The sequence below is a fragment of the Lentzea sp. NPDC004782 genome, from assembly GCF_040609115.1.
GTDB lineage: Bacteria > Actinomycetota > Actinomycetes > Mycobacteriales > Pseudonocardiaceae > Lentzea.
The window spans coordinates 92897-116863 of sequence record NZ_JBEXJN010000028.1; the positions used below are offsets into that span (position 1 = coordinate 92897).

Genomic DNA, 23967 nt, shown 5'->3' on the forward strand with positions numbered 1-23967 from the left:
AAGTGCACACGCTTTGCCGACCTACGCTCGCTGCTAGGGTACGTTTGTCCTGCAAAGACCTGGCGATGCACAGAGCTAAGCAGCGCTCAGCTTGAAAGCGGGAGACGGGCAACCGTCCGGGGGTTCAAATCCCTCCGCTTCCGCTCGGGGTGACGTGTGTCGACGGAGAGCGTCGACCATGCCTCGCTCCAGGTGTCTTCTGGGGGCCGAGCCCCCAGACCCCCAGCCGGGGCTGCGCCCCGGACCCCCTTCAGGGCTTCGCCCTCGGAGAGCGCCCTGGGCTAGCGCTTGCTGGAGAAGCGGATCATGTTGCCGGACGGGTCGCGGAAGGCGCAGTCGCGGACGCCGTAGAACTGGTCGATCGGTTCCTGCAGCACCTCGCCGCCGGCCGCGCGGACCTGTTCGAACTTCGCGTCCACGTCGTCCACCTCGAAGATGAGGCCCTGCAGGGATCCCTTGGCGAGCAACGCGTTCAGGGCCTCGTAGTCGGTGGGCGGGACGGGTGGGCCGATGCGCGCCAGGCCGATCTCCAGGTCCGGCTGGTCTGCTGGGCCCACGGCGAGCCAGCGGTAGTCCTCGACCGTCTCGTCGGCGCGGACCTCGAGGCCGATGACGTCGCGGTAGAACTTCAGGGCGATGTCCTGGTCGTGGACGTAGAGGAAAGTGTGCGAGAGCTTCATGGGAAGTGACCCTAGGGACGCCGGGGGCGCGACGCTTCTCGAAATCTGCTCGGTCTGGTCAGGCCCTTCAGGTGGCATCCGGGCACGACGGCCAGTGCGGTGTGGGAGCGTGCGCGGTAGGCGGACGGGGTCTCGCCGACCAGTTCGGTGAAGCGGGCCGAGAACGAGCCGAGCGAGGTGCAGCCGACCGCTACGCAGACTTCGGTGACCGAGAGGGTGCCGAGGCGCAGCAACGCCTTCGCGCGTTCGATGCGGCGGGTCATCAGGTAGCCGTACGGGGTTTCGCCGTAGGCCGCGCGGAACTGGCGGGCGAAGTGCGACGGGGACATCAGGGCGGCGCGGGCCATCGCGGGGACGTCCAGCGGCTGGGCGTAGTCGCGGTCCATCAGGTCGCGTGCCCGGCGCAGGTGGGCGAGGTCCTCCGGTGTCACCGGACCAGCATGCCACCGGGGCGCAGTTGTCGGAGGGGTCTGCCTCGGCTGTGGCACTCGCGCAGGACGACCCCACGGGCACACCGGGGGCCGGTTCGTCTTCCGCGACCTGTGTCATCAGCACCACACCGCGCTGTCCCGAGTGGAGTGTTAGCGTCGCTAACCATCGGGTATTTGGGGGTGACATGACGGTCTGGGAAGCAATCGCCGTGGTCATCGCGGGGGTGTTCGCGGGCGGCATCAACACCGTCGTCGGCAGCGGCACGCTCGTGACGTTCCCCGTGCTCCTCGCCGTCGGCTACCCGCCCGTGGTCGCGAACGTCTCCAACAGCCTCGGTCTCGTGCCCGGCTCGCTCTCCGGTGCCTGGGGCTACCGCGAGGAGCTCAAGGGCCAGCGGTCACGCATCGCGAAGCTGCTGCCGGCGTCGATCCTCGGCGGCATCATCGGCGCGATCCTGCTGGTGACGCTGCCCGCCAAGGCGTTCCAGGCGATCGTGCCGGTGTTGATCGTGATCGCGCTGGTCCTCGTGGTGATCCAGCCGTGGCTCAACCGCAAGCTCGCCCACCGCAGGGGCCACAACGACGGTGGCGTGCTGCTGTGGCTCGGGGTCTTCGCCGCGGGCATCTACGGCGGCTACTTCGGGGCCGCGCAGGGCGTGCTGGTCATGGGCATCATGGGCGTGCTCGTCAACGAGCACCTGCAGCGGATGAACGCGCTGAAGAACCTGCTGACCGCGTTCGTGAACCTGATCGCCGGCGTGTTGTTCATCTTCATCGCCGACGTGGCGTGGGAGGCCGTGCTGCTGCTCGCCGTCGGTTCCGTGGTCGGCGGCCAGATCGGGGCCAAGATCGGCCGCAAACTCCCACCGGCCGTGCTGCGCGGCGTCATCGTGGTGGTGGGAGTCGCGGCGATCGTTCAGCTGCTCATGAAGTGAACGCGCGGGCGGCGGCCAGGAAGGCGTCGTTCTCCTCCGGCTCACCGATCGTCACGCGGGCACCCTCGCCCGCGAACGCGCGCACGACGACCTTGTGCGCCAGGCAGTGCTCGTTGAACGCGGCCGTGCGCTCGCCCAGCGGCAGCCACACGAAGTTCGCCTGGCTCTCCGGCACCTCGTAGCCCAGCGCGAGCAACTCTCCCCGGACGCGGGTGCGCTCGGCCACGATCGCGCGGCAGCGGACCATCAGCTCGTCCTCGGCGTCCAGCGAGGCCATGGCGGCGACCTGGGCGAGGGCGTTCACCGAGAACGGCACGTAGACCTTGCGCAGCGCCTCGGCGACGACGGGCGGTGCGACCGCGTAACCGACCCTCAGGCCCGCGAGACCGTACGCCTTGGAGAACGTCCGCAGCACCGCGACGTTGTCGTGGCCCGCCGCCCACTGCTGCTTGGCGAGCTCGACGCCGTCCGGGACGTGCGCGTCCTCGACGAACTCCTTGTAGGCCTCGTCGAGCACCACGAGCACGTCGCGCGGCACCTTCGCGATGAAGGCCTCGATCTCCTCGGTGCGCAGCGCGGTGCCGGTCGGGTTGTTCGGGTTGCAGACGAAGACCATCCGGGTGTTCGGGGTGATCGCCGCGGCCATCGCGTCCAGGTCGTGCACGTGCTCGGAGGTCAACGGCACGCGGATCTGCCGTGCGCCCGCCACGTGCGTGACGATCGGGTAGGCCTCGAACGACCTCCACGCGAACAGCACCTCGTCGTTCTCGGTGCAGGTCGCCTGGACGAGCTGCTGGCACAGGGTCACCGAGCCGCAGCCGAGGGCGAGGTGGTCGGCGGGGACGCCGAGCTTGTCGGCGAGCCGCCCGGTGAGTTCGACGGAGCCCGAGTCGGGGTACCTGTTGACACCGGTGGCTGCTTCCGCGATCGCCTTGACGACGCTGGGCAGCGGTCCGGCGGACACCTCGTTGCTCGCGAGCTTGATGGCGCCGGGGATGGACTTGCCGGGCACGTAGGCGGGCAACGACGCCAGGTCAGCACGGGTTCGCACGGTCATGCCACCGATCCTCGCATTGCTCCGTCCGATTGGTCACGTTGACTGGAGTTCACCCCGGCGTGGAAGGGTAAGAAACATGACCACTACCCGCATCGAGACGCTTTCCCTCACCGACGGCCGTGAGCTGCGGGTGACGATCGCCGAACCCGACAGCGCCGTGCGCGGCGGGCTCGTGGTGCTGCACGAGGCCCGTGGCATCACCGCGGGCGTTCGCTCGCTGGTCAGCAGCCTGGCCGCGGAGGGCTGGCTCGCGATCGCGCCGCACCTCTACGACGCGGACCGCGTGCACGGCGACGACATCCGGGACCAGGTCAGCAAGCTCTCCGGCGACCGCCTGCTGGAGGACACCGACGTCGCGTTCGTCTGGCTGGGCCAGCAGGGCGTGAGCGCGGACCGCATGGGCGTCGTCGGGTTCGACATCGGCGGCACGGTCGCGATGGTGGTCGCGGCGAGTCGCACGATCGGGGCAGCCGTCACCGTTGCGGGGCCCGGAATTCTGGAGCCGTTGTCGGAAGGGTTGCCCGCGCTGGTGGACGTCGCGTCCGACCTCACGTGCCCGTGGCTCGGCATCTACCGCGACGACGACTCCGAAGAAGTGAGCAAGCTTCGAGATGCGGTGATCAGCTCGGAAACCGCGTCGGATGTGGTCCGTTTCGACGTTTCCAGTGACGAAGCGTGGACTCGTGCGTTGAACTGGTTCGACGCACACATGAGGTAAGAGTCTTTACGGCGGATTGGAACCGAACCGTCCTCCAGGTACATCTAAGGGATGCTTCGGACGGCTGACTGGGTGTAGCTGCGAGTAACACTCAGTGCTGCGGTGACGAGTAAGCAGTGCAGGGGGTTGTGAGGATGGCTGAAGGCACTGGGACAGGCACTGAGACACCCGCGGTCTCGACGGCGACCACCACGCCGATCACCGCGGAGCAGCTGGCGGCGGTGAAACCTGTTCTCCAGCAACAGATGCTGGTGGACAAGGCGGAGGCGAGCCATGCCGCGGCGAAGCTGGACCAGGCCGCGGACAAGGGAAAGCTGACGCTCGACGAGGACGCCGCCGATGCGTTGATCAAGGCGGTCGAGCACGCGCGGGACCAGGTGATGGACCTGTGGAAGCGCACGAGCGACCAGCTGGCGACGCCGCTGCAGTTCGGTGAGAACCCGGTGGCGAGGGCGATCAGCGCGCGGTTCGCCGAGCTCGCCGTCGGCGAGGACTCGGGCGCGGCGAAGGCGTTGCTGGACCTGTTCAAGGTCCTCGACGACATCAGCGCCGCGCTGAACAAGAACCGCGAGAACACCCGCAACGCCGACGACGAAGCCAAGCAGGGCTTCAACAAGGCCGGGGGGTCCTGGTGACTCAGGGATCGCACGACAACAAGGGCAACGGCAACAGCGGCAAGGACAAGCCGCCGCCCTACGACGACCACAAGTACGACCGCGAGAAGCTGCACGAGCCGATCGACTGGATGGTCTACTCGCACGAGGACCTCTACAACATGGTGCACAACGGCGTGAACCTCGCCGGTGCCCAGGCCGCGGCGACGAACTGGCAGAAGATCGGCGAGGACATCGCCGGTGTGCGGGAGCACCTGCTCAAGGCCGTGGAGGACTCCACCGCCGGCTGGGACAGCGAGTCCGCCCGGCTCGCCCGTGACGGTCTGACCCAGGTCACCAACTGGGTCGACGACACGTCGAACTACGCGCACAAGGTGGCCGCCGCGATCACGACCGAGACCAACAACGTCGAGGCCGCCCGTGCCGCGATGCCGCCGCCCCCGGCCAAGGTCGAGTCGCCGGCCACGGTGACGGCGACGGCTCCGGCGGTTCCTCCGCGCCCCGCGCTCGTGCGGGACCAGCTGACGATGATGGACTCGGCCGCGGGCCTCGTGGGCATCGAGACGGACCGTGCCGCCCTGCTGCGCCAGCCCACCACGTCCAGCGCCTTCCAGGGCTTCGCGACCCTCGGCACCAGCCCGGTCGAGACCCTCGCGGCCAACGACGCCTCGCACCGCCGCGCGGCGGACGTGATGGCGGCGTTCCAGCGCAACTCGGCCGCGGTCGACCAGACCGTGCCGGCGCAGTTCACGCCTCCGGTGAACCCGGTCAACCCCAACCCGACGCTGGGTGGCGGCGACCTCGCGGCGCGCAACAACACGACCGCGGACGGCGGTGCCGGTGGCGCGGGTGGTGCCGGTGCTCCCGTCACGACCACGGCCGCCGCTGCGAACCGCGGCACCACGAACACCACGTCGTCGTCGCGCGGCTACGGCGGTGGCGCCGGTGTCCGCGGTGGCGGCAGCGGTGACGGGTTCGGCGGCATGGGCATGGGCCTGTCCCGTCCGTTCAACTCCGGCTCCGGCAACCAGAGCGGCCCTGCCGGTGGCGGCGGTGCCGGTGGTCCTGCCGGTGGTGGCGGTGGCTTGGCCGGTGTGAACGAGCGTTCCGTCGCCGGAGCCGCCTCGGCGGCCGCGTCGCCGTCCACCGGTGGCCAGACCAAGGCGTTCCAGAACCCGCTCGCGATGGGCGGCGCGCCGATGGCCGGTGCCCCCGCGGCGGGCCAGGGCCGTGACGACGCGCGCGAGCACAAGAGCGCGAGCTACCTGGAAGAGGACGACAACGTCTTCGGTCTGGACCGCAAGGCGGCCCCGCCGGTGATCGGTCAGTGAACGAACGCCAGTTCACGGTGAGCTCGCAGGAGTTCTTCCTGCTGTGGCAGGCCGTGCACGGCGAGGATCGCGTCGTGCCGCTCGGCACGCCCCACGTGGGCGCCACCCGAGCGGCGCGGCAGCGTCTCGTCGAGGAGAGCTCGCAGACGCTCTACGCCCGCGGGCTGGGCACCGTGCACCGTCCGGACCCGGACCTGCGTGCGCTGGTGAGCGGCCTGGGCGAGTTCGACCGCGCGCTGGAGATCGCGTACTTCAAGGGAGCGGAACTGGCCCGCGGCATCGCCTGCGCGGGCTGGGGCGGCGCGTTCGCCGCGCGAGTCAACAACGACGTGCACCTGTTCCCGTTCCGCCCGACCTCGCTGGCCTCGGCCACGGTGTCGTCGTTACCGGGCCTCGCGCCCGGCACCGGCCGTGCCGTGAACGTGCGCTGGGACGACTACGTGCGGGCGGGCAAGGCGGGGGAGCAGGACGGCAAGCAGGCGTTCCTGGACGTCCTGCGCGACGCCGGCATCCGCGAACCGGAGGCGCACACGTTGCTGCGCGCCGTGACGTCCCGGATCGGCGGCGGAGAGCTGGGCCTCACCGCCCGCAACCGCGACGGCGTACCGCGCCCGACTGGCCGTTCGGTGTCGTGGCTAGACACCCGAGAGGGCCGTTACCTCCTCCGCAAGCAGGACGGCTGGCTCGTGCTGGCCCCGGCCGACGCGGCCCGGCTGACCAGCGCGGTCGACGAGCTGCTGGCGGCGGGGTAGTTCCACACCGGTGGTGGACGTCCTGTCCACCAATCACACATGGACGTGCGGTTCCGCCTCAACTAGACATGGGGCATGACCGACACCGACGTCGAACTGCTGTGGCGCCCCGACCCCACGAGGGACAACGGGATGACCGCCTTCCGGTCATGGCTCCGTTCGGAGCGTGACCACGACTTCCCCGACTACGAGTCGTTGTGGGAGTGGTCCGTCTCAGACCTGGAGGGGTTCTGGGGCGCCATAGCTGCGTATTTCGACGTCAAGTTCCACACCCCGTTCGACCGGGTGCTGGGGTCGTCCGAGATGCCGGGCGCCCAGTGGTTTCCGGGTTCGACGCTGAACTACGCCGAGCACGCCCTGCGCCGGGGCGCCGACGACGACCTCGCCGTGATCTTCCACCGCGAGGACGGCGCCGCCTCGTCGCTGACGTTCGGCGCCCTGCGCTCCCGGGTGGCCGCTTTCCGGGCCGCGCTGGCCTCCCTGGGCGTCTCCGCGGGCGACCGGGTGGTGGCCCTCGTCCCGAACGCCCCCGAAGCCCTGATCGCCTTCCTGGCGGCCGCCTCGCTGGGCGCCACGTGGTCGTCCTGCTCCCCGGACTTCGGCGCCCGCGCGGTAGCCGACCGCTTCACCCAGATCTCGCCGGTCGTGTTCGTCGCCGTCTCCGGCTACGTCTACAACGGACGGTCCTTCGACTGCCGCCCGGTCGTCGAGGAGATCCGCTCGCAGATCCCGTCGCTGCGCGCCACGGTCCTGATCGACTACCTGGACAACGGCGCCTCGCTGCCGGACACCCACTCCTTCACCGACCTGGTCGACTCCTTCGCCGGTGCCGCGCTGGAGTTCACGCCGGTGCCGTTCGACCACCCGCTCTGGGTGCTCTACTCGTCCGGCACCACGGGCCTGCCCAAGGGCATCGTGCAGGGCCACGGCGGCATCGTCCTGGAACACCTGAAGATGCTCGCCCTGCACAGCGACCTCGGCCCCGGCGACCGCTTCTTCTGGTTCACCACCACCGGCTGGATGATGTGGAACTACCTGGTCGGCGGCCTGCTGGTCGGCACCACGATCGTCCTGTACGACGGCAGCCCGGCCTACCCGTCGCTGAACACGTTGTGGCACTTGGCGGAACAGCACCGAGTCACCTACTTCGGCACCTCGGCCCCCTACGTCCAGTCGTGCCTGAAGGAGGGCCTCACCCCGTCGTCCCGCTACGACCTGACGGGCCTGCGCGTGGTCGGCTCGACCGGCGCACCCCTGACCCCGGAAGGCTTCCGCTGGATCGCCGAGGCCGTCGGCAAGGACGTCCAGATCGCCTCGGTCTCCGGCGGCACCGACCTGTGCACGGCCTTCGTGGCAGCCTCCCCGGACCGCCCGGTCTGGCTGGGCGAACTCTCCTGCCGGGCCCTCGGCGCGTCCGTCCACGCGTTCGACGAGGCGGGCAACGCCCTGAACGACGCCGTCGGCGAGCTCGTGATCACCAAGCCCATGCCGTCCATGCCGGTCTTCTTCTGGGGCGACACCTCCGGGGAGCGCCTGCGCGACGCCTACTTCGACACCTACCCGGGAATCTGGCGCCACGGCGACTGGATCCGCATCACCCCGCGAGGTTCGGCCGTGATCTACGGCCGCTCCGACTCGACCCTGAACCGAGGCGGTGTCCGCATGGGCACCTCGGAGTTCTACCGCGTGGTCGAGTCCGTCCCGGGCGTCGTCGACTCCCTGGTGATCGACACCTCCGGCGTGACCGAGGGCGAACTGCTCTGCTTCGTGGTCCTCGACGGCGTTTCGCTGGCCGACGTGGAACCGTTGCTGCGAAAGGAACTGCGCTCGTCCCTGTCCCCGCGCCACGTCCCGAACCGCTTCGTCGCCGTCGCCGAGATCCCCAGAACCCTGAACGGCAAGAAGTGCGAGGTCCCGGTGAAGAAGATCCTCGCCGGCGCCGACCCGGAGAAGGCCGTCAGCCGAGGCGCCCTCCGCAATCCCGAGTCCCTCCAACCGTTCCTGGAACTCGCCTCGGGATGATCTAGGTCACTTCATCTCGCGTGAACAGGCGTTTAACGCCCCTCTCAAGCCGTCCGCACGTGCCCTGACCAGCACGTTTCGCGGTTAGAGGGGGGCGTTTTGCAACTCGGTTGGGGACCTGTGTAACCTATGCGTCGTGGCCAAGGATGGTCCCGGGAGGCTTCGCCTAGTCTGGTCTATGGCGCCGCACTGCTAATGCGGTTTGGGGTAACCCCCCATCCCGGGTTCAAATCCCGGAGCCTCCGCAAGGCCGAGCCTCTAGGGGATCGGTTATAATTGAAGACCTGCGCTCGTAGCTCAACGGATAGAGCATCTGACTACGGATCAGAAGGTTACAGGTTCGAATCCTGTCGAGCGCGCGACGAAAGATCCGGGAGATCCCTGTCTGCGGAAAACGCAGACAGGGATCTTTCGTTGTGTTTTCTGGGGGCCGAGCCCCCAGACCCCAGCCGGGGGCTTCGCCCCCGGACCCCCGGTCATGTGGCGCTTCGCGCCTACATGACCCACCTGTCGCGTCGTGCCTGGGTCAGGTGTGCGGTCAGGCGGTTCCTGGTGCCGGGGTGCCTACAGGGAGGCCGCTGCTCGCCTTTGCGACGTTCCAGATTCGTTGGAGTTCCGCGACCTTGATGCGGCGGCGGGCTCGCACCGTCCGGCCGTCCTTCAGCGAGATGCGCAGCTCGATCGTGGACCTGCGGTTGCCGTTGATCAGGTTCCAGCCGGCGCAGATCCGTTCGAACTCGGCCGCGTCGAGGTACCAGTTCTCACTGTCACCGGACTTCAGCAGGTGAGGGAGTTGTGGCCAGGTCGTTCTCACTGCCGGGATGTGCGTGTCGGCTTTCGAGGTACCTGCGACGAAGACGGCGGAGACGTACAGGTCGGAGCGGCCCACGTTGTGCACGGTGACGCCGAGCACCGGCGTGGACGGGCCTTTGCCGGACAACTGGGACAGGCGGTCGAGCGGATCGTCGCGGCGTTTGATCGAGCTCAGGATCAACGAGTCGTCCTCAGCTCCTCGCCAGCCGATGGAGACGTAGGCCCTCACCTTCCGGCCGGAAGCGGAGAAGCTGAAGATCTGCCAGGCGAAGGACAGGCAGGACACCAGCAGCGCGAGGATCGCGATGGCCAGGGTTGCGACCTGCATCGTTTTCTCGTCCCTACTCGCGCTCGCGCCGGATGCTGATGTCGCCGTGGATGTTGTCGACTTGGACGACCGTGCCGTGGACCATCCCGCTGATCGTGTTCGAGACGACGGCCCCACGGGATTTTGAGTCCGGCGGCTCTGCGGCACTGTCGGCGATCTCCTCCAGCGTGGAGACGAGGCCGTGGAGCTGCATTGCCCACTCGCGGTCGGCCATGGCCATGGACAGGGCGGAAATGAGGTCATGCCTGGTGCGCGGGCGCAGCTCCGTCGTCTGGCTGACCTCGGTCCGCACGCGAGAGATCAGTGAGTCGTCGTCGAGCTTCTCGGTCACGACGCGGGCGAGCTCTTCCAGGTGCCGGTCGATTGCGCGGTTGCGGGACTGTCCTTTGAACCGCTCCGAGTCACGAATGATCCACGTGATGAGGAATCCGACCACGGTGTTCACGTCGTCCAGGTTGATCACCGCCTTCTTCGGAGTTCGAGGGTAGCGGGTTCGTGCGCTGCCGAACGCTCTCTTTCGCGTGCACCATGACTTCATGGTGGAGATCAACTTCTTGGACGAGGCCGATCGTGACGGCTGGGAACCGCTGATTCGTGGCAAGGACGCCTACTTCGAGACCGAGCGCACTGACGAGGACTACGAGCGCGCCTGGCGGCGCCTGCTCGGCGGGGAGACGCGCGGAATCGGAGCGTGGCTCGACGGCAGGATGGTCGGCGTCGCCCACTACGTGTTCCACGCGAGTGTCTGGGGTGTCTCCGGACGGTGCTATCTGGCTGACCTGTTCGTCGACAGCGGTGTTCGACGCCGAGGCGTGGCCACGGCCATGATCAGGTGGGTGGCGCGGGACGCTGAGGAGCACGGCTTCCGCAGCCTCTACTGGAACACGCTGGAGGACGCCGAGGCCCGCTCGCTCTACGACAAGCTGGGCACGTACCTCCCCGGCTTCATCCACTACAGCTACCGGCGAGGCGAAGCTCCCTGAAGAAATCGCGTCGACAGGCGAACCTCCGTGCGGGCAGCATCGCCGCATGCGCACGTTGCGGGTGATCAAGGGGGATGCGACGAGCCCCCAGGCCAAGGGGCCGAAGATCATCGCGCACGTCTGCAACGACCTGGGTGGCTGGGGCAAGGGGTTCGTGCTCGCCCTGTCGAAGCGGTGGCCGGAGCCGGAACGGGCCTACCGCGAGTGGCATCGGGGGCGTGCGGGCAACGACTTCGGGCTCGGTGCGACGCAGTTGGTTCAGGTGAGGCCCGACATCTGGGTTGCGAACATGGTGGGGCAGCGTGGCACCCGCACGGGCAGCAACGGACCGCCGGTTCGATACGAGGCGATCGAGCGGTGCCTGGTGGCGTTGGCCGGGCACGCGAAGCAGTTGAAGGCGAGCGTGCACATGCCGCGCATCGGTTGCGGGCTGGCCGGCGGGCGGTGGGAGCGAGTCGAGCCGATCATCGTCCGGACTCTGCTGGAGCAGGACATCGACACGATCGTGTACGACTTCGATTAGTGAACTTTCTACTGAGGACGAGCCGTCAGCGCAATCGATTCCACAGTGGTTGATCTGCGGAAACCGGTTGAGAAATCCGGCTGACCGGTCGTCGTTCCACATACGCCGTTCGGCGCGGACAGCGGCCACTCGCCGACCTGACTGACCGCTCAGTGAGCCCGTTTGGCCACACTTGAAGTATGGCGATTCTGGCGGGCAAAGCCGTGGTGGTCACCGGTGCCGGGCAGGGTTTGGGACGCGCGTTCGCCACCCACGCGGCCAACAGCGGGGCCGCTGTGGTGATCAACGACGTGGACGAGCCGCTGGCCAGGCAGGTCGCCGAGCTCATCACCCTGCAGGGCGGCCGGGCAGTCGTCAGCGCGGGCAGCGTCACGGATCCCGAGCAGGCGCAGGCCGCGGTGGACACGTGCACGGCCGCGTTCGGGCGGATCGACGGGCTCGTCAACAACGCGGGCATCCACTACCAGGCCGCCATCGGCCAGGACGATCCCGCGAAGATGCGTGAGCTCATCGAGGTCAACGTCCTGGGCACGCTCTACTGCACCAACGCGGCCGCGCAGAGCATGCGGCGGGGCTCGATCGTCAACCTCGGCTCGATCGCCATGGCCGGGCAGCCGACGGCGCTGGCCTACAGCGCGTCCCAAGGTGCCGTCGCGAGCATCACGGCCGGTGCGGCGAACGAGCTGCAGGACAAGGGGATCCGGGTCAACGCCGTGTGCCCGGTCGCCTGGACGCGGATGGCGGCGGCGGACAGCGAGGCCGGGCCCAGTGGGCCGCCCGAGACGATCGCGCCGCTGGTCACGTACCTGCTCAGCGATCGGGCGGCGAAGGTCACCGGGCAGCTGATCCGGTTCGCCAACGGGCGGTTGCACGTCATGGGGCAGACGAGTCCGAAGGAGCCGGTGATCGAACAGGCGGAGTGGGACGTCGAGTCGATCGCGGAGGCCTTCGAACGGCAGCTGGTTCCCGAGGACCCCGCATGGGTGCGTTGGGGTGTCGCGCGGTGACACGACAGGGCAGAGTTGGCGTGTGGACCAGCGGGAGATCATGCAGCGGGCGCTCGGCGTCCTGACGCTCACCTACGACGCCGACGAGTCGGGCGACTACCTGCGCACGGCCCTCAAGTCGTTGCAGGAGGGCGTGTTCAGCTACGAGGTCAAGGTCGACGGGGACCTGAACGAGGCCGGCGCCCAGGCTCTCAAGCAGGCCATGGACCAGGTGCTCGGGCAGTTCGGCTGGTTCACCGCGGGACTGCTCTACGCCTTCCACGGCGTCGCGCAGGCGTACGAGAACGACTGCGAGGACGCCGACGTCAAGGAAGTGCTCCGGCAGCTGGCGCTCAGGCTCGCTGACTGAGCTCCGCGCGGACGCCGTCGGAGAACGGCGTCCACGCCTCGACCGCCCACGGTCCGAAACGCAGGTCCGTCAACGCCACGCAGGCCGCGGAAATGTCCGGGTCGACCCACAGGAAAGTGCCGGACTGGCCGAAGTGCCCGAACGTCCGCGGCGAGAAAGAAAGCCCGGTCCAGTGCGGTGACTTGCCATTCCGGATTTCGAAGCCGAGGCCCCAGTCGTTCGGCTTCTGCATACCATAACCAGGTAGAACGCCGTTCAGTCCGGGAAACACGACCGAGGTCGCCTCGCGCACCAGCTCAAGGGAGACCAGTTTCGGTGACAGCAGCTCAGCGGCGAACAAAGCCAAATCTGCGGCACACGACTCGGCGCCCGCTCCGGCTGAGCCGACCAAAGCCGAGGAATTCATGCCCAAAGGCGCGAAAACAGCCTCGTGCAGATAAGTGGCGAACGGCATTTCACAGGCGTCCGAAACGAAATCGGCCAGCACGTCGAAGCCCGCGTTCGAGTAGATCCGGCGGGTGCCCGGCGCGGCCTGCACCTCGGGCTTGTCGAACGCGTACCCGGCCGTGTGCGCGATCAGGTGCCGCACGGTCGCACCGGGAGGACCGGCCGGCTGGTCCCACTCGACCGCGCCCTCCTCGACGGCCACCAGCACCGCGTAGGCCGTGAGCAGCTTCGTCACCGACGCGAGCGGGAACACGCGCTGCTGATCGCCCAACGAGCCCACGACGGCACCGCCGGACACCACGGCCACCGCGACGTTCGAGGCGGGCCACGACGCCGCCACTTCCACGCTCTGCATGGGACAGACGTTAACGTCAGGGGGTGACAGTCCGGGAACTGATCGTCCTGGGAACGGCCAGCCAGGTTCCCACGCGCCAGCGCAACCACAACGGCTATCTGCTGAGGTGGGACGGCGAGGGCTTCCTGTTCGACCCCGGCGACGGCTCCCAGCGGCAGCTGTTGCGCTCGGGCGCGGCTGCGAGCGACATCACCCGGATCTGCCTCACGCACTTCCACGGCGACCACTGCCTGGGCGTGCCGGGCATCGTGCAACGGCTCAGCCTCGACCGGGTCCCGCACACCGTCCACGCCCACTACCCGCGGTCCGGCGCCCACTTCTTCCAACGTCTCCGCTACGCCAGCGCCTTCTACGACGCCGCGGACATCGAGGAGGTGCCCGTCGACGGAGACGGCGAGATCGCCAGCGGCAAGTTCGGCACGCTGGAGGCCTACCGGCTCGACCACGGCATCGACAGCTTCGGCTACCGCCTGGTCGAACCCGACGGCCACCGCATGCTCCCGGAGAAGCTCAGGGAGCACGGCATCCAGGGCCCGCAGGTCCGCGTGCTCCAGCACCAGGGCGAGCTCAACGGCGTCAAGCTCGAAGACGTCAGCGAACCCCGCAAGGGGCAGAAGTTCGCGTTCATCATGGACACCCGCCTGTGCGACAACGTCTACGAGCTCGCCGACCAGGCCGACCTGCTGGTGATCGAGTCCACCTACCTCGCCCGCGACACGAAGCTGGCGGGCGACCACGGCCACCTCACCGCCCAGCAGGCGGCCCGCGTCGCGAAGGAGACGGGCGTCCGCAAGCTGGTGCTCACCCACTTCTCCCAGCGCTACGAGGACCCCGCCGAGTTCCACGCCGAGGCGGCGCGGGAGTTCGACGGCGAGATCGTCATCGCGAAGGACCTCGACCGGGTGCCGGTGCCGAAGCGAGCCACTGGTCCTTGACGATGTCGGTGAGCGACGAGTGCGAGGGCTGCCACCCCAGCGCTCGCAGCCGTGACACGTCCGCCCGCTGCATCCGCACCTCACCGGGGTGCGCCGGTCGCCACGTCACGTCCACCGGCCGCCCGCTCACCTCGGCGACGGCGTCGAGCACGTCCCGGACGGACGCGGGCGTGGCGCCGACGTTGCAGACCGCCGACTCGCCGACCGAGCAGGCCTCCAAAGCGATCACGAACGCCGAAGCGACGTCCCGCACGTGCACGAAGTCGCGCACGGCCGTGCCGTCGCCGTAGACCTCCATGCCGTCGACGGTCCCGGCGGCCGCGGCCACGGCGCGCGTGATCACCCGAGTGGTGTCGGTGTCACCACCTCCAGCGACGTTGAACAAACGCAGCGTGGTCGCCCCGATGCGCCCGGACCGCGCAGCCCACGCCACGAGGTCCTCGGCGGCGGCCTTGGTGGCCGCGTACGGCGAGGAGGGTTCCAGGGCCGAGTCCTCGGTCAGCGGGACGTCGGACGGCCGGTACACCCCGGCGGTCGACGCGAGGAGGAATCGCTGCCCCTCCAACGCCTTCAGCAGGTTCAGCGTCCCGCCCACGTTCACCGCGTAGTAGTGAAGTGGATCTTCGAACGACTCCCGGACGCGGGCGGCACCGGCCAGGTGGATGACCGCGTCGGCGTCGATCGGCCCGAACGGCTCGGAGAGGCGCTGATAGGACACGACAGGTTCATGTCCATGAACCTGCAGCTCACGCACTACAGCACGTCCGACATAGCCAGTGGCGCCGGTCACCAGAACTCGCACAAGTTGACCCTAAAGGTCGACCCTCACTGCGCCGATAACACACGAGTGAGTTACCCCCATCGCGCTGTGCACACGAGCATCGCCGGACTCCTGCACGACGTAGCCGTGCACGAGTTCAAGCGGCAGGAGTTCCTGCGCAACGTGGCCGAGATCGTGGGAGCCGCACCCACGCCCGGTCCAGCAGAGCTCACCGCCCCGCTGCCCGCGATCAACCCCAAGCGCAGCTTCCTCAACCGCGTTGACCAGGTCCTTCGGGACGCGGCACGCGCCTAGGGCGCACATAGATCATCAATTGATCCACTTGTCGAAGGGCCTGTTCGGACAGGCCCGTCGCAAGATTCATCCGGCCGTTGCCGGACCGTGCTTCGACACACATACCGGGTGGCTCTACGCTACGCGTCACCCGGCGATCGCCGGTCGCATCCTTCTGCTTCTTCTCAAAGCGGGTTCTCGGCGATGGATCATGTCTTCGCGGCGCTCAACGAGCGCTTGGGCAGGTTGTTCGGTGACCGGTTGGTCGTGCTGGCCGGTGGCACGCGTCTGGCGAAACGTGCGCATGAGCTTCATGCGCTCGGTGCTCGCCATACGCTCGTGCTGGATACCGACGACCATGCCCCGCTGCATGATTCGGAGATCGCCCGCTGGGTGTCGCTGGGCATCAAGGGCGGCTTCGTCGCGGTCGAGCAGCGCCGCCTGGGCAAGCTGCTGACCAAGCCGTCGGCCGAGGTCCGCAGGATCCTCAGGGAGTTCGACCCCGCGGCCGAGGCCCTCGTGATCAGCACGCCCTACAACGAGATCGGCTCCTTCCAGGGCCGTCCCGTGCTCAACGCGCGTGAGCACAAGTGGGTCGAGCTGGAGAACAAGACCACCATCGACGCGCTGTGGGACGAGCTGTCCGCTCGCCGCGCGCCCGCGATGGTGTTCGACCTCGACTTCGAACGTCTCTGGGGCGCCTCGGAGATCCTCGACCGCGGCGCCGGCGTCGTCTGGTCGGGTGACGGCCCCGCGATCAACGGCGGTGCCAACTTCGTGCGCCGCGTGCGGTCGTACGAGGAGGCCAAGGAGGCCTTCGAGGTGCTCGCCCCCAAGTGCGAGCAGGTGCGCGTCATGCCGTTCCTGGAAGGCATTCCGGTGAGCGTGCACGGCATCGTGTTCCCCGACGGCACCGCGGTGCTGCGTCCGATCGAGATGGTCGTGCCGCGCCGCCAGGGCCAGGCCAAGTTCCTCTACGCGGGCTGTGCGTCCTACTACGACCCGCCCGTGTGGATCCGCGACGAGATGCGCAACCTGGCCCGCCGGGTCGGCGAGCACCTGCGCGGCACCGTCGGCTACCGCGGCACGTTCACGCTGGACGGCATCGCGACCGAGGACGGCTTCCTGCCGACCGAGATCAACACCCGCTACGGCGGCGCGATGGTGTGCTTCGAGGACGCCGTTCCGTCGCTGCCGCTCGCGCTGGTGCAGGTCGCCCTGGTCGCCGGCTGGGACCTCGGCATCTCCTCCATGCAGTTCGAGGAGCTCGTCCTGCAGGCCGCGGACAACATCCGTTCGGGTGCGGTGGGCGCCAACGTGCGTGCGGTGCAGCCGACCCAGGTCGACGAGCGCCGGGTGATCTTCACCGGCTGGGCGTGCCGGCTGGCGCACCCGGACGAGCCCGCGCACGCGACGCTGCGGCTGAGCCCGTCGCCGATCGGTGGCCGCCTGGACCTCGACCTGCACCGCGAGAACATGCCCGTCGGGGCGCCCGTGGCCGCGCTGACGGTCGCGGCGTTCGCCCTGGCGGACCAGGAGTGGGGGACGGGACTGGGTGCCCTGGAGCCCGCGATCGCGGTCGAGGACGAGGCCCAGGCCGAGCAGGAGTTCATCGAAGAGGCCGTGATCGCTTAGAGCGAAGCGCCTGCTGCTCGATGAAGGGCGCCTTCATCCACCTGACGTGGATGAAGGCGCCCTTCATCCACAGCGAACACATCCGGGACTACCAGGCGCCCTCGTCGCCGTACGCGGAGATGAGAGCGAACCGGTAGCCCATCAGGGCCGCGGCGACCTCGCGTGGCTGGTGCGCCGGACGCACCAGCCCTTCGCCGAGCACCTTCGGCCGCGGCAGGTCCACGCCCAGTAACTCGGGCGACCGCCTCAACAGCGCCACGGCGATCTCGGCGGCGTCGGCGAGCATCTCCTCGCCGGGCAGGTCGGTCATGTCCTGGATCAGCCCGACGACGAACGAGGGCAGCTTCTCCGGCACGGCACAGGCCAGCGCGACGAGGCACGCCACCCGTTCCGACGCCAGCGCCTCGAAGATCTTCGGCGCGCCCTGGGACACGGCGTGCCGGGTCTGCGTCAGCCAATCGGGTGCTGTGCGGGGGAGTTCGCGGCCGAGCGCGTTCCACCGGCGGTGCGTGCGCCGGCCGTCCTCGGTGAACCCCTTGCCCGCCAACGCCATGGCGGCCAGCAGGAAGATCACCCGATCGCGTACGTCACCGGCGACCTTGTACGACGCCCCCAGCTCCACCAGGAACGGCACGGCGCAGAACGAGGCCTCGGAGACCGTGTCGTCGGTCAGCAGCCGGTCGGCCAACGAGCTGAGCGCGTCCAGCCGCACGTCGGCGCAGGGGTCCATGAGCGAGCGGAGCAGGCGTGGCACGCGACCGGCGCCACCCCGGCCGTCGTAGACCTCGGCCCAGGAAATCCTGTCGAGTCCACGCAACGGGTCCGGCCGTTGCCAGGCACGCGGCAGCTCCATAGGGCGGAAAGGTACGGGATGTCACGGAAGGCGCCTTGGAGCCTCGCCCGTACGATCTCGTGGTGTCCTTCTCGGTGGCCGACATCTTCTCGGGTGCGGGCGGCATGAGCTTCGGCTTCCACGCCCACCGCGACTTCCGGGTCGTCGGTGCCGCCGACGCGCAGATCGGCAAGCCGTCGTCCCGCCTGGGTTCGTTGCGCTGCAACGACACGTACCGCGCGAACATCGGCGTCGACCCGTTGGAGGTCGACCTCTCGAAGGTGTCGCCGGCGGCGTTGCGCGAGGTCTGGGGCCTGCGCCGCGGTGAGCTCGACGTGCTGCTGGCGTGCCCGCCGTGCTCGGGCTTCAGCCGCATCACCGCGCAGAACCACCTGCGCGACGACCCGCGGAACTCGTTGGTGGGCCGGATCGCCGTCTACGCCGAGGAGCTGCGCCCGAAGGTCGTGCTCGTCGAGAACGCCCGCGAGCTCGTGAAAGGCAAGCAGCGCCACCACTTCGACAGCCTGGCCGAAGAACTCACCCGAATCGGTTACTCGGTCGCGGGCGGCACGCACATGCTGTCCAAGTTCGGCCTGCCGCAGCTGCGCGAGCGCACGCTGATGGTCGCGGTCGACGCGGGCCTGCCGTTGCTCACCATGGAAGACCTGTGGGAGGGCCGGGTCGTCCGGCCGTCCGCGATCACGGTCCGGCGCGCGATCGGCAAGCTGCCCCGGATCGAGGCGGGCCTGGCCGACCCGGACGACCCCATTCACGTGTCGCCGACGTTTTCTCAGGACCGCAGCCTGGAAAGAATGCGTGCAATTCCCGCGAACGGCGGTTCGTGGGCGGATCTGCTCCGGTCGCCGGAGACCGCGGAGTTGCTGAACCCGGCCCAGCGCAAGATCGTCGAGCAGCAGAACTGGGGTTCGCACCCCGACGTCTACGGTCGCATGTGGTGGGACGAACCGGCGCGGACGATCAAGCGCGAATGCGGTCACGTCGGCAACGGCCGTTATGCCCACCCCGAGCAGCACCGCCTGTGCACGGTCCGGGAGATGGCGCTGCTGCAGGGCTTCCCGCGGCAGTTCCGGTTCGACGTGTCGATTCTCGGCAACGCCTACCGGCACGTCGGCGACGCCGTTCCACCGCTCATCGCCTACCAGCTGGCCGGGCTCACCCGGTGGATTCTCACCGGCCGCCGCCCGGAGCCCCGCGAGATGTGCCTGCGCGGCACTTCACTGCGTCCCGGCGACATTCGACCGGTGGAAGTTACCGAATTGGTGGCGTGAGCCCTGAACCGTTGCCGCTGGTCATCCGTAGCAAACGTCTCAATTGATAACTGTTCGGCAACGAATCTAACGTCACCTGACAAATCTTATGCATCAGGGGCCTATCCACTGTGGACACAGTGAGTAGCTTTTTGCTGGTCACAGGTGGTCTGTGGTACCTCTTATACCTCACCCCATCGGGTGTAACTCGATCGGCTAGTGTCGCCGTCGCTTCCTGTCGGTTCAGTGTCGATCACCGCACATCGACCGTCCTGACAGGCCACTACTTCCCCGCGTTCGGGCGAACTTCAGCGAGCAAGGAGACCCATGGCTTCCCGGTTGAGGATCGGCGCGGCGCTGCTGGGCGCCACCGCCCTTCTGTCCATGTCGACGCTGGCGGCGTCCGCCGAAGTGATCGTCAAGCCCGTCGAGCCGGACACGTACAAGAAGTACGGGTACTCGGTCACGATCGACAAGAACACCCTGCCGAAGGGTGCCCGTGACGAGAAGGAGTACGGCACCAAGCTCATCCCGCTTGAGCTGCAGGAGAACGGCAAGGCCAGCACGGTCTTCTCGTACTGCGTCGAGCTGCCGACCGACCTGGACAAGACCAAGGGTCTCAAGGAAGTCGACTGGGACAAGCACCCCAACCCGAACACCAAGTTCAAGGGCGAGAACGCCGGCAAGGTCCTCTGGATCCTGACCAACTCGTTCCCGACGAAGAGCACGAACGAGCTCGACGAGCTGTACAAGGGCGACTACGACGAGGAAGAGGCGATCGCAGCCACGCAGGCCGCGATCTGGCACTTCAGCGACGGCATCGAGATCACCGGCGCGACGTCCGGCAAGAAGGAAGCGGACGCCGACGTCGTCAAGCTCTACAAGGCGCTGATCGGGCAGGCTCAGGACCTCAAGACGCAGCCGAAGCCGACGCTGGAGATCAAGCCGACGTCCCAGTCCGGCAAGTCCGGCCAGAAGATCGGCCCGTTCGAGATCACCACGTCCGCGAACGAGCTGAAGCTGACCGCGGAGCTCCCCGAGGGCGTCGCCATCACCGACGCCGACGGCAAGCCGCTCAACGTGGAGAAGAAGGCCGGCAAGTCCGAGCTGACCGCCAAGGCCGAGGGCGACAAGGTCTCGCAGTTCTTCGTCAACGTGCCGGAAGGTGCCCCCAAGGGCGAGGCGAAGATGAACGTCTCCGCCGAGGCCACGCTGCACGCCGGTCGCCTGTTCGTCGCCATGGACTCCAGCTACCGCACGCAGTCGCTGGTCATCGCGCACGACTCGAAGGTCAAGGTCGACAAGGACGCCAAGGCGGACTGGGTCGTCGGTGAGAAGCAGACCACGACGACCACCACGACCACGACCACGACGACCACCACGGCTCCGACCACCACGACGACGAACAACCCGGCTCCGGGTGGCAAGACGGACGACAACCTGGCTTACACCGGTGCGTCGATCCTGTGGCCGCTCGTCGGCGGTCTGGCGCTCGTCGGTGCCGGTATCGGTGCCCTGTTCTTCGTGCGCCGCAAGAAGGCCGGTGCTGCTGAGTAATCAGCACCTGTAGACGAACGCCCCCAGGACCCGCGCCGGTCCTGGGGGCGTTTGCCGTTCGGAACGCGGGGGCCCCGCGTTCCCCTACCGGCGAGTAAGGCCGGTGACGCTGATGTCGCCGTCGGCGATCGAGACGTCTCGGTCGGAGGAGGCGCCCGAGAAGATCGCGCGGGCCGGGTCGCGGAAGTTCGCCACGACCTCGACGCGCTGTACGGGCTTGGCCGTCGGGATGACGGTCTCGGGGCTCCACGTGCGGCCGAGGCGAACCAGGTAGGTGTTCACGTTCGGCTTGCCGTCCTCTGTGGCGTAGACGCGCCACGTGAACGGGTCGAGCTGCTCCATGTCGCGGGTGCGCAGGCCGCGTGCGATCTCCTTGGTCTCCCACGCGCGACCGTTCCAGGTGGACAGGTAGTCGTGCAGCGGGCCCTTGGCGTCGTCGCCGGTGAACCACAGCACGAACGGCCTGCCCAGCGTGGTGCCCACGAGCTGGATGTAGTCGGGGGACTTCACACCGTTGGGCAGGGTCAGCGGGGTGTCCGCGATCTTGAGGTAGGTCTCCTGGTCGGCGTCGTCGATCTGGGTGCCCAGATCCCTGCCCGCGGCCGAGTAGAAGTGCAGGTTCCGCGGGTCGAACCACGTGTAGTACATGTTGCGGTGGTAGCGGTCGTGCAGATGTCCTTCCGGGCCACCGCCCGCGAGCGTGTACGCGATCCGCACGCGGCCGTTGTCCTCCTGCCGCAGCTGACCGATGTAGATCTCGTTCATGTTGTCCGCACGCGAGGTGGAGCCGATCGCGAACCGGTCGCCGGTCAGTTCCGCGGAGGTCTTCCACGTCTTGCCGTTGTCCTTGGACACCACGTAGAGCATCGGACGCGTGTCCACCGGCGACACGTGGTCGAGGTCGTGGCTCGTCTCGCGGTAGAAGACGTAGATCGTGCCGTCGCGCGTGACGAACGGCATCGGGTACGTGGCCGCGTTCTTGGAGATCAGCGTTTCTTCCCAGACGCCGTCGGCCGAGTTCGCCTGGGGCGAACGGGACATGCGCAGCTCGACGTTGTGCATGCCGCGGAAGATCAGCAGATGCCCGTCCCTGGCCTGGACCATGGTCGGGTAGTTGTGCGAGTCCTTGTCCCCGTCCGCCACCCGGTTGGGTGTGGACCAGGCGGCCTTGCGGTGGTCGTACGTCTGGACGTAGCTGTCCTCGTACTGACCCGCCCAGGAGATGAAGGTCTTTCCGACTTTGCGGTCGTAGACCCCACCCGCGACGGGCCTGCGGTCGCTTCGGGCCGCGACGTTCGTGGCTGTGTTCGTCACCGTGAACTGCGCTTTGCCCAGGTCAGTGCCCTGAACGTCGGCTGTGGCGTGGGCCGACGGCACCGCGACGAGCGGCAACAGCAGTACTGCGGACATAACTCCACGCAGGAGCCGTGTCATGTGGCGTGTCCTCCTGGTTCTGGCCGCGACGGCGGCCGACCAGGCGGCGGCGGGGCCATCATCCGTGTCGCCGAGCCGAGTTGTCCAGGCGGAGTTAGCGTGATCGCGGCTATCAACACGCGGGGCCCGCTCGGGTACCCTGCGTCAGGAGCGGAGGAGCACCACATGAACTTCGACGAGATCAAGAACAAGGCCCTCGACCTGGCCGAGCAGCACCACGAGCAGGTCGACAAGGGCGTCGACGCCGCGGCGGATTTCGTCGCGAGCAAGTTCGGTCACGAAGAGCAGGTCGACTCGGTCGCCGAGAAGATCAAAGACATCCTTCCGGGTGGAGAGTGAACTCCTTCAACGCCACTGACGCAGGGCGGGTCACCTCGAACGCGGAGACCCGCTCTCCTTCTGCCCGCAGGCCGGAGATGATCACCTGGCAGGGCATCCACGAGCCACGGCTGGAGCAGGTCCGCCTGCTCCTGTCGAGCGACCAGCGCCTGCGCGCCTCGGGCAGGATGGTCGCCGCCGGCCCCGACGAGCAGTTCAACGCCTCCTTCGAGGTCTCCGTCGGCGAGAGCGGCCAGGTCAACAGGCTCCTGCTGCGCACGGCCACGGTCCTGGAGGAGCGCCAGTGCTCCCTGTCGAGGACCGAGGACGGCGCCTGGCTCGTCGACCACGGCCAGGGCGCCAAGCGCGAGACGTTCAACGACGCCCTCGACGTCGACGTCCAGTTCGCCGTCCTGTTCAACACCATCCCGATCAGGCGCCTGAACCTGCACCGCGAGCCGGGCGAGCACAGCCTGCCGGTGGTGTGGGTGTCGCTGCCCGAGCTGACGGTCAAGGCCGTGACGCAGACCTACAAGACCATCTCGGTCGGCGACGAGCACTCGGTGGTGCGCTTCCGCAGCGGCGGCTTCGAGCAGAACATCAAGGTCGACCCCAACGGCCTCGTCGTCGAGTACCCGCTCATCTCGAAGCGGATTTAGAACCCGTCCAAGAAGTACTTCCTTCGTGGCGAGTCGCATCCGAACGATGGAGGCGAGCCGGGTTCGCCTCCTAGCGTCCTGGCATGCCGAAACGAACTTCGAGCGTGGTGGGGCGCTCGTTCGGTGATGGCGTCCGCGACGCCATCCGGGCCACAGGCATGACCCAGCGTGCCCTGGCTGAAGTGCTCGACTGGGAAGAAGCCAAGATCTCCGACCTGGTCAAGGGCAAGGGCGGGGTCACAGAGGTCGAACTGGCGATGCTGCTCGGCCTCTGCGGTGTCGCGGCGAAGGAGGCGCGCCGCCTGCTCGCGCTCTACCGGGAGTCACGCGAGAAGGGCTACCTGGAGTTCGCCGAAGACGGCACCCTGAGCCCCCAGCGCACCCTGATGGAGCAGGAGCTGCACGCCAACAAGATCGTCGTGTGGTCGCTGAACCTGATTCCCGGCCTGCTCCAGATCGACGCCTACATTCGTGCGGTCTGCGAAACATCAGTCCTGGCGGCCAAACCGCTGGACGTCGAAGCGGCGATCAAGACGAAGGTGGAGCGACAAGCCATCTTCCACCGTAGTCGCAAGTTCGTCTTCTTCATCCACGAGAATGCTCTCCGGCTTCCGGTCGGTGGTGCTGAAGTGATGAAGGCGCAGCTGCTTCACCTCCTGACGATGACCATGCGGCCCTACATCACCGTTCGCATCGTGCCCATCGCGGTTGGCGCTCACATCGGCGTGGCTGGTTCGTTCACGCGGCTGAAGTACGAGAAGTTCGAGCCGGTGATCTTCGTTGAAGGTGGCAGAACCGGCCTCTTCCTGGAGGACAAGGACAGCTTGGCCTACTACGACGCGGTGGTTGAGGGGCTCGATCAGTTGGCCTTGGATGAGGTTCAATCTAGGGAGCTGATCACCAGCATCGTGTCCTGAGGAGGCGCTTGGC

At 68.0% G+C, this 23967-nt stretch carries 27 protein-coding genes and 2 tRNA genes; 20 read left to right on the forward strand and 9 right to left on the reverse strand.

Annotated elements, in window-relative coordinates; all coding sequences use genetic code 11:
- Positions 1-281: 281 nt before the first annotated feature.
- Positions 282-680 (reverse strand): VOC family protein, encoded by a 399-nt coding sequence (locus ABZV40_RS25780; protein WP_355446440.1) that lies wholly within the window; start codon positions 678-680, stop codon positions 282-284.
- Positions 681-691: 11 nt separating this feature from the next.
- Positions 692-1111, reverse strand: coding sequence for a helix-turn-helix transcriptional regulator (locus ABZV40_RS25785; RefSeq protein WP_355446442.1), 420 nt, complete (start codon positions 1109-1111; stop codon positions 692-694).
- A 185-nt stretch (positions 1112-1296) separates the two neighbouring features.
- On the opposite strand from ABZV40_RS25785, the gene ABZV40_RS25790 reads away from it, so the two are divergent.
- Positions 1297-2046: a sulfite exporter TauE/SafE family protein gene (locus ABZV40_RS25790; RefSeq protein ID WP_355446445.1), complete on the forward strand. Its 750-nt coding sequence runs from the start codon at positions 1297-1299 to the stop codon at positions 2044-2046.
- Here the strand turns inward: ABZV40_RS25790 and hisC are convergent.
- On the reverse strand, positions 2036-3103 hold the full coding sequence (hisC, locus tag ABZV40_RS25795; RefSeq protein ID WP_355446448.1) for a histidinol-phosphate transaminase: 1068 nt from the start codon (positions 3101-3103) through the stop codon (positions 2036-2038). The two genes, ABZV40_RS25790 and hisC, sit on opposite strands and share 11 nt — an antisense overlap.
- Before the next feature lie 76 nt (positions 3104-3179).
- Between hisC and ABZV40_RS25800 the strand changes: the two genes are divergently transcribed.
- The 7 genes from ABZV40_RS25800 to ABZV40_RS25830 all read left to right on the forward strand — a co-directional run bounded on the left by ABZV40_RS25800 (position 3180) and on the right by ABZV40_RS25830 (position 8899).
- Positions 3180-3821: a dienelactone hydrolase family protein gene (locus tag ABZV40_RS25800; RefSeq protein ID WP_355446451.1), complete on the forward strand. Its 642-nt coding sequence runs from the start codon at positions 3180-3182 to the stop codon at positions 3819-3821.
- 134 nt (positions 3822-3955) lie between these two features.
- Positions 3956-4456: a hypothetical protein gene (locus tag ABZV40_RS25805; protein WP_355446454.1), complete on the forward strand. Its 501-nt coding sequence runs from the start codon at positions 3956-3958 to the stop codon at positions 4454-4456.
- Positions 4453-5766, forward strand: a complete 1314-nt coding sequence (locus ABZV40_RS25810; RefSeq protein ID WP_355446457.1) for a PPE domain-containing protein — start codon at positions 4453-4455, stop codon at positions 5764-5766. The genes ABZV40_RS25805 and ABZV40_RS25810 overlap by 4 nt, the downstream gene beginning before the upstream one ends.
- Positions 5763-6518, forward strand: a complete 756-nt coding sequence (locus ABZV40_RS25815) for an ESX secretion-associated protein EspG (protein ID WP_355446460.1) — start codon at positions 5763-5765, stop codon at positions 6516-6518. Before ABZV40_RS25810 ends, ABZV40_RS25815 begins: the two co-directional genes overlap by 4 nt.
- Positions 6519-6593: 75 nt before the next feature.
- Positions 6594-8540 carry an acetoacetate--CoA ligase gene (locus ABZV40_RS25820; RefSeq protein WP_355446463.1) on the forward strand — a complete coding sequence of 649 codons (1947 nt, stop codon included), beginning with the start codon at positions 6594-6596 and terminating at the stop codon, positions 8538-8540.
- A gap of 155 nt (positions 8541-8695) precedes the next feature.
- Positions 8696-8785 (forward strand) — tRNA-Ser (locus ABZV40_RS25825).
- A 41-nt stretch (positions 8786-8826) separates the two neighbouring features.
- A tRNA-Arg gene (locus ABZV40_RS25830) sits at positions 8827-8899 on the forward strand.
- Between the two features lie 179 nt (positions 8900-9078).
- On the opposite strand, the gene ABZV40_RS25835 is transcribed toward ABZV40_RS25830, so the two are convergent.
- Both ABZV40_RS25835 and ABZV40_RS25840 read right to left on the reverse strand, forming a co-directional pair.
- Positions 9079-9681, reverse strand: coding sequence for a hypothetical protein (locus ABZV40_RS25835; RefSeq protein ID WP_355446466.1), 603 nt, complete (start codon positions 9679-9681; stop codon positions 9079-9081).
- A gap of 13 nt (positions 9682-9694) precedes the next feature.
- Complete coding sequence (locus ABZV40_RS25840) at positions 9695-10144, reverse strand: hypothetical protein (RefSeq protein ID WP_355446469.1); 450 nt, start codon at positions 10142-10144, stop codon at positions 9695-9697.
- A 73-nt stretch (positions 10145-10217) separates the two neighbouring features.
- Here ABZV40_RS25840 and ABZV40_RS25845 point away from each other — a divergent pair, with 73 nt between their 5' ends.
- The 4 genes from ABZV40_RS25845 to ABZV40_RS25860 all read left to right on the forward strand — a co-directional run bounded on the left by ABZV40_RS25845 (position 10218) and on the right by ABZV40_RS25860 (position 12543).
- A complete protein-coding gene (locus tag ABZV40_RS25845; protein WP_355446472.1) occupies positions 10218-10664 on the forward strand; it encodes a GNAT family N-acetyltransferase in 447 nt (148 codons plus the stop codon).
- Between the two features lie 46 nt (positions 10665-10710).
- On the forward strand, positions 10711-11187 hold the full coding sequence (locus ABZV40_RS25850; protein ID WP_355446475.1) for a macro domain-containing protein: 477 nt from the start codon (positions 10711-10713) through the stop codon (positions 11185-11187).
- A gap of 179 nt (positions 11188-11366) precedes the next feature.
- On the forward strand, positions 11367-12194 hold the full coding sequence (locus tag ABZV40_RS25855) for an SDR family oxidoreductase (RefSeq protein ID WP_355446478.1): 828 nt from the start codon (positions 11367-11369) through the stop codon (positions 12192-12194).
- A 22-nt stretch (positions 12195-12216) separates the two neighbouring features.
- A complete protein-coding gene (locus ABZV40_RS25860) occupies positions 12217-12543 on the forward strand; it encodes a hypothetical protein (RefSeq protein WP_355446481.1) in 327 nt (108 codons plus the stop codon).
- On the opposite strand, the gene ABZV40_RS25865 is transcribed toward ABZV40_RS25860, so the two are convergent.
- A complete protein-coding gene (locus ABZV40_RS25865) occupies positions 12527-13345 on the reverse strand; it encodes a serine hydrolase domain-containing protein (RefSeq protein ID WP_355446484.1) in 819 nt (272 codons plus the stop codon). The genes ABZV40_RS25860 and ABZV40_RS25865 overlap by 17 nt on opposite strands.
- Positions 13346-13368: 23 nt before the next feature.
- Here ABZV40_RS25865 and ABZV40_RS25870 point away from each other — a divergent pair, with 23 nt between their 5' ends.
- Positions 13369-14280 carry a ribonuclease Z gene (locus tag ABZV40_RS25870; protein WP_355446487.1) on the forward strand — a complete coding sequence of 304 codons (912 nt, stop codon included), beginning with the start codon at positions 13369-13371 and terminating at the stop codon, positions 14278-14280.
- Here ABZV40_RS25870 and ABZV40_RS25875 read toward each other — a convergent pair.
- Positions 14225-15082 carry an NAD-dependent epimerase/dehydratase family protein gene (locus ABZV40_RS25875; protein WP_355446490.1) on the reverse strand — a complete coding sequence of 286 codons (858 nt, stop codon included), beginning with the start codon at positions 15080-15082 and terminating at the stop codon, positions 14225-14227. The genes ABZV40_RS25870 and ABZV40_RS25875 overlap by 56 nt on opposite strands.
- Positions 15083-15148: 66 nt before the next feature.
- On the opposite strand from ABZV40_RS25875, the gene ABZV40_RS25880 reads away from it, so the two are divergent.
- Positions 15149-15355: a hypothetical protein gene (locus ABZV40_RS25880; RefSeq protein ID WP_355446493.1), complete on the forward strand. Its 207-nt coding sequence runs from the start codon at positions 15149-15151 to the stop codon at positions 15353-15355.
- Between the two features lie 183 nt (positions 15356-15538).
- The gene (locus ABZV40_RS25885; RefSeq protein WP_355446496.1) at positions 15539-16969 is read left to right on the forward strand and encodes an ATP-grasp domain-containing protein; all 1431 of its coding nucleotides are present in this window, start codon (positions 15539-15541) and stop codon (positions 16967-16969) included.
- 88 nt (positions 16970-17057) lie between these two features.
- Here the strand turns inward: ABZV40_RS25885 and ABZV40_RS25890 are convergent, their stop codons facing one another.
- A complete protein-coding gene (locus ABZV40_RS25890; protein ID WP_355446499.1) occupies positions 17058-17822 on the reverse strand; it encodes a hypothetical protein in 765 nt (254 codons plus the stop codon).
- A gap of 62 nt (positions 17823-17884) precedes the next feature.
- Here ABZV40_RS25890 and ABZV40_RS25895 point away from each other — a divergent pair, with 62 nt between their 5' ends.
- Positions 17885-19090, forward strand: coding sequence for a DNA cytosine methyltransferase (locus ABZV40_RS25895; RefSeq protein WP_355446502.1), 1206 nt, complete (start codon positions 17885-17887; stop codon positions 19088-19090).
- Between the two features lie 306 nt (positions 19091-19396).
- Positions 19397-20626, forward strand: coding sequence for a thioester domain-containing protein (locus ABZV40_RS25900; protein WP_355446505.1), 1230 nt, complete (start codon positions 19397-19399; stop codon positions 20624-20626).
- An 84-nt stretch (positions 20627-20710) separates the two neighbouring features.
- Here ABZV40_RS25900 and ABZV40_RS25905 read toward each other — a convergent pair whose 3' ends face one another.
- The gene (locus ABZV40_RS25905; protein WP_355446508.1) at positions 20711-22036 is read right to left on the reverse strand and encodes a BNR-4 repeat-containing protein; all 1326 of its coding nucleotides are present in this window, start codon (positions 22034-22036) and stop codon (positions 20711-20713) included.
- Between the two features lie 189 nt (positions 22037-22225).
- Here ABZV40_RS25905 and ABZV40_RS25910 point away from each other — a divergent pair, with 189 nt between their 5' ends.
- From ABZV40_RS25910 to ABZV40_RS25920, 3 genes are all read left to right on the forward strand, one after another.
- Positions 22226-22399: an antitoxin gene (locus ABZV40_RS25910; RefSeq protein WP_355446511.1), complete on the forward strand. Its 174-nt coding sequence runs from the start codon at positions 22226-22228 to the stop codon at positions 22397-22399.
- The gene (locus tag ABZV40_RS25915) at positions 22396-23037 is read left to right on the forward strand and encodes a putative glycolipid-binding domain-containing protein (RefSeq protein ID WP_355446514.1); all 642 of its coding nucleotides are present in this window, start codon (positions 22396-22398) and stop codon (positions 23035-23037) included. The genes ABZV40_RS25910 and ABZV40_RS25915 overlap by 4 nt, the downstream gene beginning before the upstream one ends.
- An 83-nt stretch (positions 23038-23120) precedes the next feature.
- Positions 23121-23954 (forward strand): helix-turn-helix transcriptional regulator, encoded by an 834-nt coding sequence (locus tag ABZV40_RS25920; protein WP_355446516.1) that lies wholly within the window; start codon positions 23121-23123, stop codon positions 23952-23954.
- Positions 23955-23967 lie beyond the last annotated feature (13 nt).

Excerpts from the sequence above, each read along its gene's own strand:
- ABZV40_RS25820 (WP_355446463.1), top strand. The coding sequence starts at position 6,594 with ATGACCGACACCGACGTCGAACTGCTGTGGCGCCCCGACCCCACGAGG.
- ABZV40_RS25885 (WP_355446496.1), top strand. The coding sequence starts at position 15,539 with ATGGATCATGTCTTCGCGGCGCTCAACGAGCGCTTGGGCAGGTTGTTC.
- ABZV40_RS25910 (WP_355446511.1), top strand. The coding sequence starts at position 22,226 with ATGAACTTCGACGAGATCAAGAACAAGGCCCTCGACCTGGCCGAGCAG.
- ABZV40_RS25865 (WP_355446484.1), bottom strand. The coding sequence starts at position 13,345 with ATGCAGAGCGTGGAAGTGGCGGCGTCGTGGCCCGCCTCGAACGTCGCG.
- ABZV40_RS25890 (WP_355446499.1), bottom strand. The coding sequence starts at position 17,822 with ATGGAGCTGCCGCGTGCCTGGCAACGGCCGGACCCGTTGCGTGGACTC.
- ABZV40_RS25905 (WP_355446508.1), bottom strand. The coding sequence starts at position 22,036 with ATGTCCGCAGTACTGCTGTTGCCGCTCGTCGCGGTGCCGTCGGCCCAC.
- ABZV40_RS25920 (WP_355446516.1), top strand. The coding sequence starts at position 23,121 with ATGCCGAAACGAACTTCGAGCGTGGTGGGGCGCTCGTTCGGTGATGGC.
- ABZV40_RS25845 (WP_355446472.1), top strand. The coding sequence starts at position 10,218 with ATGGTGGAGATCAACTTCTTGGACGAGGCCGATCGTGACGGCTGGGAA.
- ABZV40_RS25850 (WP_355446475.1), top strand. The coding sequence starts at position 10,711 with ATGCGCACGTTGCGGGTGATCAAGGGGGATGCGACGAGCCCCCAGGCC.
- ABZV40_RS25780 (WP_355446440.1), bottom strand. The coding sequence starts at position 680 with ATGAAGCTCTCGCACACTTTCCTCTACGTCCACGACCAGGACATCGCC.
- ABZV40_RS25805 (WP_355446454.1), top strand. The coding sequence starts at position 3,956 with ATGGCTGAAGGCACTGGGACAGGCACTGAGACACCCGCGGTCTCGACG.
- ABZV40_RS25900 (WP_355446505.1), top strand. The coding sequence starts at position 19,397 with ATGGCTTCCCGGTTGAGGATCGGCGCGGCGCTGCTGGGCGCCACCGCC.
- ABZV40_RS25835 (WP_355446466.1), bottom strand. The coding sequence starts at position 9,681 with ATGCAGGTCGCAACCCTGGCCATCGCGATCCTCGCGCTGCTGGTGTCC.
- ABZV40_RS25790 (WP_355446445.1), top strand. The coding sequence starts at position 1,297 with ATGACGGTCTGGGAAGCAATCGCCGTGGTCATCGCGGGGGTGTTCGCG.
- ABZV40_RS25855 (WP_355446478.1), top strand. The coding sequence starts at position 11,367 with ATGGCGATTCTGGCGGGCAAAGCCGTGGTGGTCACCGGTGCCGGGCAG.
- hisC (WP_355446448.1), bottom strand. The coding sequence starts at position 3,103 with ATGACCGTGCGAACCCGTGCTGACCTGGCGTCGTTGCCCGCCTACGTG.
- ABZV40_RS25800 (WP_355446451.1), top strand. The coding sequence starts at position 3,180 with ATGACCACTACCCGCATCGAGACGCTTTCCCTCACCGACGGCCGTGAG.